The following is a 10,784-nucleotide window of genomic DNA, read 5'->3' on the forward strand; positions in this document are numbered from 1 at the left end:
ATGGGGATTACAATAATGAAAAACCCTTATGCTCCCGCTTTCTGGTGCGTGTTCTTCGCACTGGTGTTGCTATCGGCGACTTACTTCTACGGCATCATGCTGGCCCATCAAATCGACAAGGCCATGGTGTTCCTCGACAGCGCCAGCGCGCTGATTGCGGTGCTGTCCATCGGCGTGGTGGCTTGGGCCACCTACCAAGGCCAGCGAATCAAGCGACGACTGCTCGAACAAGGCAAGACCCGCGTGGCGATCTGGGACACCAAAGTCGCCCTGCGCCGGGTCGAGACGGTGTTCGACCGCTACTTCTGGGGCAGCTACTGGCAGCCGGGGCGCACCTTTCAGGAAGTCATGGGTGAACTGACCGGCACGCCGCTGGAAAAAAGCCTCGAAGCCCTGAAGAAACAATGCGTGATGCTCGACCGGCAGGTCGCCGACGGACGGCATTGGCTGAATAACGCGCGGGAATTATCCGACGTGGCCACCGCGATGGCGCGGGAGCGTTACCAGCTGGATTTTTATGATCCCAAGTCGGATACGCCGGGCAATGCGGTGATTCACCGCGAGTTTGAAGTGCTGGTGTATACGTGGACGGCGCGCCTGAAGAGCTTTGATCATCAGCTCGATGAGATCGAAACCGAGTATTCCTGAGGGACCTTTCATTGTGATTGGGTGCCTATGCTAATCTTCCCCGGATTTCGGCGGGCTTGAGCCGACACCCTTCGGGGTTCAGGGAAGACAGCCCACTTCACAGGATTTGATCAGGTCACTACATGAATAAGCCAGCAGTCGTTCTCTTGGGTATCGTCGTCGCCATCGGTGCAATCAGCGCAGGCGGTGCCTGGTACACCGGCAAGCAACTGGAGCCGGTACTGCAAACTGCCATCCAGGATGCCAACAAGGAACTGCAGACCTCCATGGCCGGCGTCGACGGTACCGTGACCCTGGAACTGGTCTCCCTCGACCGCCAGCTGTTCAGCAGCACCGCCCACTATCGCCTGAAGGCCCAGGGCGCGGTGTTCGGCGAAAACCACCAGGACACCGAACTGCTGTTCGTCGACCATATCGAACACGGCCCGCTGCCGTTCTCGCGCCTGGTGTCGCTGAAGTGGCTGCCGGTGATGGCCACCAGTCACTACGAACTTGAGAAAAACCCCACCACCGAAAAATGGTTCGCCGCCAGCAAAGACGTATCACCGCTCAAAGGCGTGGCCAACATCGGCTATGACCGCTCGGTGACCGGCAACATCGAACTGCTGCCCCTGGACCTCAAGGACGACAAGTCGGCCGTGAGCTTCTCCGGCGCCAACCTGGACTTCGACTCCACTGCCGAAGGCAAGAAGGTCAAGGCCAGCGGCTACATGGACAGCCTCAAGGTCTCGGTCATTGACGCCAACAACGCCAAGCTGGACGCTGAACTGAGTGGCCTGACCATCGCCAGTAACCTGGAAAAAACCACTTTTGGTTTCTACACCGGGCAAAACACTGTCGAGCTGACCAACACCAAGGTCACCTTCGGCCCGCAGCAAGCCGTGCTGACCCTTAAGAACTTTGAGCAGAAAGACAGCAGCGAAACCAAGGACAACAACCTGGCTGGCCGTGTCGACTACAAGATCGACGAGATCGGTTACCAGGGCAAGCCTGTCGGTTCGGCGGCCATGGCGGTGAGCATGAAGAACGTCGACATCCCCTCGATGCTGGTGCTGACCAAGCTCTACCAGGAAAAAGTGCAGCCGGCTCAAGCGGCAGCCGCTGCCGGCCAGCCCGTGCCTGAGCTGCAACTGACTGAAGCCGAGCAGACCCTCGCCCAGGCCAATGTCGACCAACTGCTGTCTGCCAAGCCGCAAGTGGCGGTGGAAAACCTGTCGCTGAAAACCACCAATGGCGAGAGCCGCTTCAACCTGGTGGTAGACCTGGCCAAGCCATCGAGCATGGACCTGCCGTCGGTTGAGCTGGGCAAGCAGATCGTTGCGCTGCTGGACGCCAACCTGACGCTGTCCAAGCCGATGATCCAGGACGTCGCCGGCCTGCAGGCGCAGATCGGTGGTGTGACCGACCCGAAAGCCATCGAGCAGCAAGCCCAGATGGCCAGCGAGATGATCAGCGGCATGGCCGTGGGCACTCAACTGGCGACTTTGGTGGGCACCGATATCGTGTCCAAGCTGCACTACGCCAACAATGAAGTGACCTTCAACGGGCAGAAAATGACCGTCGAGCAATTCATTGGCTTCGTGCTGGGCAAGATCGGCGCGGTCAGCGGCGCTCAATAAGACTCGGCTCAAAGTGATGTAGGCCAATTCTGAACAATTGTTCTGAATTGGCCTTTTTTGTACCCCTCTCAAGGATATTGCGCCCCAGGAAAGCTTGGCCGGGTCATTAGATACCGGTCGCCTGGTGTGCCCTCCAGGTGAATTTATCGCTACAGCTTTCCGTGGAAGGAAGCTGACGATATGTCGCGTAATGTTCATCCGTTTATCCGCCTGGCCCTGTGCAGCCAGCTGCTGTGGCCCGTCGTGGCGTCGGCCGATGCTGCCTATGATTCGCTGATCAACCAGGCCCGCAGCGGCAACTACGGCCCGGCCCTTAATCTGTTGCGTCAATTGCCCGCCGAGCGCCAGACGCCGGGGCAGGTCAGCGATCACCTGTTGATTGCCAGCTGGGCGCGCCAGGACGCCGAGGTACTGACGGTCTACGAGGCCCAGGGCCGCAGTCGCGTCCTCACCACCCAGGCGCTGGCCACCGTCGCCCGCACTTATCGCAACCAACAGCGTTGGGAACCGGCGATTGCCGTGTATCGCCAGGCGTTGCTGCGCGCGCCGAATAACCCGGACCTGCAACTGGGCCTGGCCCTGACCCAGGCAGACGCCGGGCAAACTGCCGAAGCTGTGCAGCGCACCCGCGCCCTGGTGGCTGCCAAACCCGACGATGTTGACCGCCGCATGGCCCTGGGTTACGCCTTGACCCGTGCCGGTTCCACCTATGACGCGCTGTTCGAATTCGACCAGGCCTTTATCCGTGCCGGCAACACACCCGAAGTCGCCCGCGAATACATCGTCGCCCTGCAACGCGCGCGTCTGCCGGAGCCGGCCCTGCGCCTCGCTGCCCGGCGCCCTGGCCTGTTGGACCCGGTCACCCAACGCCGCCTCGAAGGCGACCTGGCTGCCGAGCGTGTGCGCATGGCTGAGTTCGCGACTCGCAGTGAAAAAGAGCGCTACGTCATCGCCGACCGTGCCCTCAAGGATTACGACCAACTGCTCACCACCTGGACACCGGATGCCAGCGCCCATGACGACGTGGTGCGCTGGCGCATCGACCGCCTGGGCGCGCTGAAAGCCCGGGCGCGCACTGCCGAGGTGATCCGCGATTACGAAGTGCTCAAGAGTGAAGGCGTGCAACTGCCGACCTACGCCCTGCGCTGGGTTGCCGCCGCCTACCTCGACCAGCGCCTGCCGGAAAACGCAGCGCCGCTGTATCGCCAGGCACTTGCAGCAAGCGACGCCGATGCTGGCGATCACGTCGAAGACAGCACCGCGCTGTTCTACGCCTTGCTCGAAAACGATCAAGTGGTGGAAGCCCGCGAAGTCGCGGACAACCTGGCGAGCACCCAGAAACCCCGGGTCGAGCTCAAGGGCCTGCCCATTGGCAACCCCAACGACGCCTGGATGGACGCCCAACAATTGGCCGCCCAGGCCGGCACCTATGGCGCCGACCTGCCCGCCAGCGAAACAGGCCTGGAAGCCTTGGTGCAACAGGCGCCCGGCAATATCGGCCTGCGCCTGGCCCAGGCCGATATGTACCGTGCCCGCGACTGGCCACGGCGCGCCGAAAACACCCTCAAGGAAACCGAAGCCCAGGCTCCGCGTGACGTTGGCCTGGAAGTCTCCCAAGGCCACACCGCGCTGGATTTACAGGAGTGGCGCCAGCTCGACGCACTCACCGACGACGTGGTCGACCGCGCCCCGGACAACCGCCAGGTGCAGCGCCTCAGCCGCCTGCGGGATGTGCACGACATGGCCGAATTGCGCGTAGAGGCCTACACCGGCAAAAGCAACGGTGGCGGCGATAACGGCGCGGGCGCGGTCTCGGGCAGCCGCGATTTCGGCATCGAAACCTTGCTCTACAGCCCGCCCATCGATGAAGACTGGCGCGTGTTCGGCGGTGCCGGCTATGCCACCGCCGATTTCGAAGAAGGCACCGGCCAACACCGCTGGCAGCGCCTCGGCGTAGAGCGGCGCACCCGCGATATGACCCTGGAAGCCGAGGTGTCCAATCACTCCTACGGCTTTGGCGACAAGCAGGGCGCACGCATCGCGATTGCCCGCGACATCAATGACCAATGGCAGTACGGCGCCAGCCTCGACTACCTGTCCGCCAGCACCCCGTTGCGGGCACTGAATGCCGACATTACTGCCAACGGCGGCAGCGGTTTTATCCGCTGGCGCGCCAACGAAAGCCGTGAATGGAAACTGGCCCTGAGCCCGTCCCACTTCAGCGACGGCAACAACCGCCTCGAAGCGCTGCTCACCGGTCGCCAGGGCGTGTACAGCTCGCCAGGTGTGCAAGTCGACCTGGGCCTGGAAGTCGGCACCAGCCGCAACACCAAGCAAGACACGCCGTACTTCAACCCGCGCTCGGACGTAAGCGTGCTGCCCACGGCCACCGTCAACCACGTGCTCTACCACCGCTACGAAACCCAGTGGAGCCAGCAGTTCCAGGTGGGGGCGGGCACCTACAGCCAGCGCGACTACGGCACTGGCGGCGTTGCATTGGTGGGCTACGGCCAGCGGTTTCGCTGGAACGACGTGCTCGAAACCGGCGCCAACCTCAGCTGGATCAGCCGACCTTATGACGGTGAGCGCGAAAGCGACCTGCGCCTGATCGTCGACCTCACCTACCGCTTCTAGAAGAGTCCGATCATGCCTGTCTTGTCCCGTTGCCTGTTGGCCCTGGGGTTAATGCTGAGTAGCGCTTGCGCCCAGCAACCCGCGCCTTTCACTCCACCCGCCGAGCGGCTCAAGCCTGCCAATGAAGCCGCGTGGCCGAAGAACCATTTTCTCGGGATTGCCTACCACGACATCGAGGACCGCGACCCCGACCAGGCTGTGGTGGCGGTGCGCACCGAGCGCTTGATCGAGCAGCTGGCGTGGCTGCGGGAGAACGGCTACCAGCCGGTCACCGTTGACCAGATTTTGGCCGCCCGCAACGGCGGCCCGGAGCTGCCGGCGAAGGCGATCATGCTCAGTTTCGATGACGGCTACGCGAGCTTCTACACCCGTGTGATGCCGATCCTGCGCAGCTACAACTGGCACGCGTTGCTGGCGCCGGTGGGCTCATGGGTGGATACGCCGCTGAACCAGTCGGTGGATTTCGCCGGCACGCCACGGCCGCGTTCGGACTTCCTGACCTGGCAGCAGGTGCGCGAAATCGCCCAATCCGGCCTGGTAGAAATCGCCGCGCACACCGACGCCAATCACAAAGGCGTGCTGGCCAACCCACAGGGCAACCTGCAACCGGCGGCCACCACCCGACGCTTTGACCCGGCCACCAATCGCTACGAAACCGAAGCGCAGTTCCAGGCGCGGATGCGCACCGACGTGACGGCTATCTCCAACAAGATCCGCGCCGTCACTGGCAAGGCGCCGCGTGTGTGGGTGTGGCCTTATGGCGCGGCCGACGGTACCTCATTGGCCGTGGTGGGCGAGCAGGGCTACCAGATGGCCCTGACCCTGGAAGACGGTCTCGACAGCCTCGGCAACCTGATGAGCAGCCCGCGCTTCCTGGTGGCCTCCGACCCGGACGGCGAACACTACGCCAACGCCATCGTCGCGACCCAGACAGAAGCGCCACTGCGGGTGCTGCATGTGGACCTGGACAACGTCTACGACCCGGACCCGGAACAGCAGGTGCGCAACCTCGACAAGCTGATCCAGCGCGTGGTCGACATGGGCGCCAGCACCGTGTTCCTGCAGGCTTTCGCCGACCCCAAGGGCGATGGCCTGGTGCGTTCGCTGTACTTCCCCAATCGCCATTTGCCGGTGCGCGCCGACCTGTTCAACCGCGTCACCTGGCAACTGCGCACCCGGGCCCACGTGAACGTATTTGCCTGGATGCCGGTGCTCAGTTTCGCCCTCGATTCGAAGCTGCCCCGCGTTACCCGTTGGGACCCGCAAACCGGCAAGGTCGCCATCGACCCGGACCAGTACCAGCGCCTGTCGCCGTTCGATCCGAAAGTGCGGCAGATCATCGGTGAGATCTACGAAGACCTGGCCCGCACCAGTGCCATCGACGGCGTGCTGTTCCACGACGACGCGGTGCTGTCGGACTTTGAAGATGCCAGCCCGTTGGCGCTCAAGGCCTACGCCGCCAACGGCCTGCCGGACACCCTCGAAGCCCTGCGCGCCGACCCGGCAGTGATGCAGCGCTGGACGCGTTTCAAGAGCCGCTACCTCATCGACTTCACCCACGAACTGGCGGCCAAGGTCCGCACGCTGCGCGGCCCGCAAGTACAGACCGCACGCAATATCTTCGCCGAGCCGATGCTCAATCCGGGCAGTGAAGCCTGGTTCGCGCAGAACCTCGACGACTTCCTCACCAGCTACGACTGGACCGCGCCGATGGCCATGCCGCTGATGGAAGGCCAGGACCTCAAAGGCTCCAATGCCTGGCTGGAAAAACTCGTGGCCACCGTCAAGGCACGTCCCGGCGCACTGCAACGCACCGTCTTCGAGCTGCAAGCCAAGGACTGGCGCACCCAGGCCGCCCCGGACCTTTCCGGCGCGCAAATGGCCGAGTGGATGGGCGTGCTCAAGCGCCAGGGCGTGACCAGTTTTGGCTACTACCCCGACAACTTCCTGGAGAATTCGCCGGACCTGAAAACCGTGCGTCCGGCCCTTTCCAACCAGTGGAATCCTTGACTCATGTTCGACAGAATCCTCGCTCTTATCGTTTTGTCGTTGGTATTGGGTGTGCCCCTTGGCCTGATCTTTCTGGTCACCGGGCAGTTCCTGATGGACTTCGTATTCTTCTATCCGTTGTTCATGTCCGGCTTGTGGATCGCCGGCGGCCTGTACTTCTGGCTGCACTGGGAACGCCACTGGCCATGGGCTGACGACACGCCGGCGCCGGTATTGGCCGGCGAACCGCTGATCTCGATCCTGATCCCTTGCTACAACGAAGGTGACAACGCCGCCGAGACCATCGGCGCCGCGTTGGCCCAGCAATACCGCAACATTGAAGTGATCGCGATCAACGACGGCTCCAGCGACAACACCGCCGCCGTGCTTGATGCGCTGGCGCTGAAAGAGCCGCGCCTGCGGGTGCTGCACCTGGCGCAAAACCAAGGCAAGGCGGTGGCCTTGCGCATGGGCGCGGTAGCAGCGCGCAGCGAATACCTGGTGTGCATCGACGGCGATGCGTTGCTCTCGCCGAACACTGCGGCGTACCTGGTGGCGCCCATGCTCGACAACCCGCGTCTCGGTGCCGTCACCGGCAACCCGCGCATTCGCACGCGCTCCACCTTGATCGGCCGGGTGCAGGTGGGCGAGTTCTCGTCGATCATCGGCTTGATCAAGCGCACCCAGCGGGTCTTCGGGCGGATCTTCACCGTTTCCGGCGTGGTGGTAGCGTTTCGGCGGGCGGCCCTGGACCGGGTCGACTACTGGAGCACCGACATGATCACCGAAGACATTGACGTGAGCTGGAAGCTGCAACTGGACCACTGGAGCATCTTCTACGAGCCCCGCGCGCTGTGCTGGATCCTGATGCCGGAAACCCTCGGCGGCCTGTGGAAGCAACGCCTGCGCTGGGCCCAGGGCGGCGCCGAAGTGCTGTTCAAGAACATCCGGGGCATCTGGCAATGGCGCCATCGCTACCTGTGGCCGCTGCTGTTCGAGTACTGCCTGTCTACCGGCTGGGCCTTCACCTTTTTGCTCTCGGTGATTTTCTGGGCCGTGGGCAAGGTGGTGACGCTGCCTGCCGCCATCGCCGTCGACTCGCTGATGCCGCCGGCCTTCACCGGCCTGCTGCTGGCGGTGGTGTGCCTGGTGCAGTTCGCGGTGAGCATCATGATCGACCGGCGCTATGAAAAGGGCCTGTGGAAAACCCTGTTCTGGACTGTCTGGTACCCGTTGGTGTTCTGGCTGGTGAGCCTGTTCACCACCCTGGTCAGCTTCCCCAAAGTGCTGTTCCGCCAACACCAGAAACGCGCGCGCTGGGTCAGCCCGGATCGCGGTATCAAAGCCCCCATCAAGGAACTGCAACCATGAACCTGATCCGTACCCAACAGCGCCCGGTGATGTGGGCCATCGACGTATTCCTGACCCTGCTGGCCTGGGCCGGGCTGATTATCTTGCTGGTGCGCGGACTGGTGCCGATGCTCGACAGCCACGGCGGCCCGCGGATCGATGCGCCGATTTTTGCGGCACTGGATACCTTGCAGATCTACCTGTGGATTGCCGTGTTCAACGCAGTGGTGCTGATCAGTTGGGCACGCTACCAGCAGCGACGTGGCAAGCACTTTGCCCAGCGGCGCTCGGCGGCCAAGGCCTTGAGCGACCAGCGCTTGAGCGACAGTTTCAGCCTGGGGGAAGGCGACCTGGAACAACTGCGTCGCCCGGGTGTGCTGGTGATTCATAACGACCAGGAGGGCGGTGTGCAGGAAGTGACGGCGCACGTGTCGCGGCATGTGGAGCGGCCGGGGCTGAAACGGGTGCCGGGGCAGGAGCGGGCCAAGGAAGTCGGTTAGCCTGGATGCCGAAATATGGGATCCAATTCACAAAACAACCGCGAACTTTTCTCATCTTTTGGCTACTAACCAGTCTTGATACCGGATTGATGGCCAAGTAGTAGCAACTGTAAGGGCCACGGTTAAAGGTGTATCAAACTGTTACCGCTTGTCGGAATAAAAATTCCAATTGCAAGCGATTAAGCGTTGCATGATTTATTTATTGTTAATAATCAGCAACTTATAGGCCTGCTAATCATAGTTTCCAACTAAGCCAGAATCTTGGCCCACCGGAAGTTCGATGTTAGTTTGCCGGCCCCCGCTTTTTCGACGGATCGAACATGTCTTTATTACTGCCACGGACTCGGCTGCTGCTGGGCGTTTGCCTGCTGACTTGCTTCGCACTCAATAGTGCGGTGGCGGCGCCTACGCCTGGCGATCAGGACCTGATCCGCGACCGGCAAAACCGTCTGCTGGAAGAACAGCGCCGGCGCCTTGAAGAACTCAAGGACCTGCCCGGTAAAGAAGCCAAACCCCAGGCGCCTGCGACCCCGGCCGACACCCGTTGCTTCCCGATCAAAGACATCGAGCTCAAGGGCGCCGACAGCCTGCCCGCGACGGATCGCGAGCGCCTGCTCAAGCCTTATATCGGCCAGTGCCTGGGCGTCTCCCAGCTCAATCAAGTGCTCAAGGCGATCACTGACTACTACATCGACAAAGGCATGGTCACCAGCCGTGCCTACCTGCCGCAGCAGGACCTTTCCACGGGCCACCTCCAGGTGTTGGTGGTGGAAGGCAAACTCGAAGGCCTGAAGGGTGCCGACGGCAGCAACCTGTCCCAACGCGAGCTGGCCATGGCGTTTCCCGGCAAGGTCGGCGAGCAGCTCAACCTGCGGGAAATCGAGCAGTTGGTGGACCAGTTGAACCGCTTGCCGTCCAAGCAGGCGCAAATGGAACTGACCCCCGGCAGCCAGGTGGGCGGCAGTGAAGTACAGGTCAAGAACGTCCCGCAAAAGCCCTGGCGCGCGAGCCTGTCGCGCAATAACGACGGGCAGAAAAGCACCGGCGAACAGCAATGGGGCGCGGGTCTTGAGTGGGACAGCCCCCTGGGCCTGGCCGACCAGTTGGTGTTGCGTGGCGGCCACGATGCCGTCAGCGACCACCAGAAAACCTCGAAAAACACCATGCTCTACTACAACGTGCCGTGGGGCTGGTGGAACTTCAGCTACACCTACAGCGAGAGTGATTACCGCACCTATGGCGTGACCAACGCCTTTAAATTCAAGCAGAACGGCGACAACGAGAACCACCAATTGCGCGCCGAGCGGGTGATCCATCGTGACGACGTGAGCAAGACCTCGGTGAACGTCGGCCTGTCGCACCTGCGCACCAACAACTACATCCTCGACATCCGCACCGAGCCCAGCAGTAACCGCCTCAGCGAACTGCAACTGGGCATCAATCACGGCCGACGCATCGGCAATGCTTTCGTCAACCTCGACCTGGGCATGCAGAACGGTATCGGCGCCTTCGACGCCCAAGCCGAAAACGAGCGCGATCAGTACGGCAATCGCTTGCCCAACGCGCGCTATCGCAAATACACCGCCACTGTCAGCTACTTGCAGCCGTTCACGCTGTGGGGCGAGTCGTTCAGTTTTTCCAGCCTGGCCACCGGCCAACGCAGTGAAGACATCCTGTTCAGCCCGCAGCGCATGAGCCTCGGCGGTTCGGCCTCGGTGCGCGGTTTTAAAGACCAGCAGCTCACCGGCGACAGCGGCGGCTACTGGCGCAACGACGTGCGCTGGGCGCGCCCGGTGACCTGGGACTGGATGCGCCCGGCCTTCGCCGAATACGGTGCCAGCGTCGGCTATGACCAGGGCGTTATCCGCAACGACCGCTACAACGACAACCTGCACGGCCGGGTTTCGAGCAACTCCCTGGAGCTGTTCGCCCGTGGCAAATACGTCAGCACCAGCGTGACCTTTGCCCATTCCCTGGAACGCCCGGCAGTGATGAGCGAGCGCGAAGCGCCGATCTACTTCCGCATGGATTTCTTCCTGTAATT

7 protein-coding genes are annotated in these 10,784 nt (G+C 62.3%); all 7 read left to right on the forward strand.

Going from position 1 to position 10,784, the window contains the following annotated elements; genetic code table 11:
* Positions 1 to 15 precede the first annotated feature (15 nt).
* The 7 genes from RGV33_RS00755 to RGV33_RS00785 all read left to right on the forward strand — a co-directional run bounded on the left by RGV33_RS00755 (position 16) and on the right by RGV33_RS00785 (position 10,782).
* Entirely contained in the window at positions 16 to 648 is a 633-nt protein-coding gene (locus tag RGV33_RS00755) for an NADH:ubiquinone oxidoreductase subunit N (RefSeq protein ID WP_258343094.1), read from the forward strand.
* Between the two features lie 122 nt (positions 649 to 770).
* Positions 771 to 2,267, forward strand: coding sequence for a YdgA family protein (locus tag RGV33_RS00760; RefSeq protein ID WP_322142706.1), 1,497 nt, complete (start codon positions 771 to 773; stop codon positions 2,265 to 2,267).
* A gap of 180 nt (positions 2,268 to 2,447) precedes the next feature.
* Positions 2,448 to 4,901: a poly-beta-1,6 N-acetyl-D-glucosamine export porin PgaA gene (pgaA, locus tag RGV33_RS00765; protein ID WP_322142707.1), complete on the forward strand. Its 2,454-nt coding sequence runs from the start codon at positions 2,448 to 2,450 to the stop codon at positions 4,899 to 4,901.
* 12 nt (positions 4,902 to 4,913) lie between these two features.
* Positions 4,914 to 6,911: a poly-beta-1,6-N-acetyl-D-glucosamine N-deacetylase PgaB gene (gene pgaB, locus RGV33_RS00770; protein WP_322142708.1), complete on the forward strand. Its 1,998-nt coding sequence runs from the start codon at positions 4,914 to 4,916 to the stop codon at positions 6,909 to 6,911.
* Positions 6,912 to 6,914: 3 nt separating this feature from the next.
* Positions 6,915 to 8,261: a poly-beta-1,6-N-acetyl-D-glucosamine synthase gene (gene pgaC / locus RGV33_RS00775; protein WP_322142709.1), complete on the forward strand. Its 1,347-nt coding sequence runs from the start codon at positions 6,915 to 6,917 to the stop codon at positions 8,259 to 8,261.
* On the forward strand, positions 8,258 to 8,740 hold the full coding sequence (gene pgaD, locus RGV33_RS00780) for a poly-beta-1,6-N-acetyl-D-glucosamine biosynthesis protein PgaD (RefSeq protein WP_322142710.1): 483 nt from the start codon (positions 8,258 to 8,260) through the stop codon (positions 8,738 to 8,740). The genes pgaC and pgaD overlap by 4 nt, the downstream gene beginning before the upstream one ends.
* Before the next feature lie 320 nt (positions 8,741 to 9,060).
* A complete protein-coding gene (locus RGV33_RS00785) occupies positions 9,061 to 10,782 on the forward strand; it encodes a ShlB/FhaC/HecB family hemolysin secretion/activation protein (protein ID WP_322142711.1) in 1,722 nt (573 codons plus the stop codon).
* Positions 10,783 to 10,784: the final 2 nt, after the last annotated feature.

Source organism: Pseudomonas sp. Bout1 (assembly GCF_034314165.1).
Taxonomy (GTDB): Bacteria; Pseudomonadota; Gammaproteobacteria; order Pseudomonadales; family Pseudomonadaceae; genus Aquipseudomonas.

Bases quoted from the DNA above. Each gene is read 5' to 3' on its own strand.
- RGV33_RS00755 (WP_258343094.1), top strand. From the start codon at position 16: ATGAAAAACCCTTATGCTCCCGCTTTCTGGTGCGTGTTCTTCGCACTG.
- RGV33_RS00760 (WP_322142706.1), top strand. From the start codon at position 771: ATGAATAAGCCAGCAGTCGTTCTCTTGGGTATCGTCGTCGCCATCGGT.
- pgaA (WP_322142707.1), top strand. From the start codon at position 2,448: ATGTCGCGTAATGTTCATCCGTTTATCCGCCTGGCCCTGTGCAGCCAG.
- pgaB (WP_322142708.1), top strand. From the start codon at position 4,914: ATGCCTGTCTTGTCCCGTTGCCTGTTGGCCCTGGGGTTAATGCTGAGT.
- pgaC (WP_322142709.1), top strand. From the start codon at position 6,915: ATGTTCGACAGAATCCTCGCTCTTATCGTTTTGTCGTTGGTATTGGGT.
- pgaD (WP_322142710.1), top strand. From the start codon at position 8,258: ATGAACCTGATCCGTACCCAACAGCGCCCGGTGATGTGGGCCATCGAC.
- RGV33_RS00785 (WP_322142711.1), top strand. From the start codon at position 9,061: ATGTCTTTATTACTGCCACGGACTCGGCTGCTGCTGGGCGTTTGCCTG.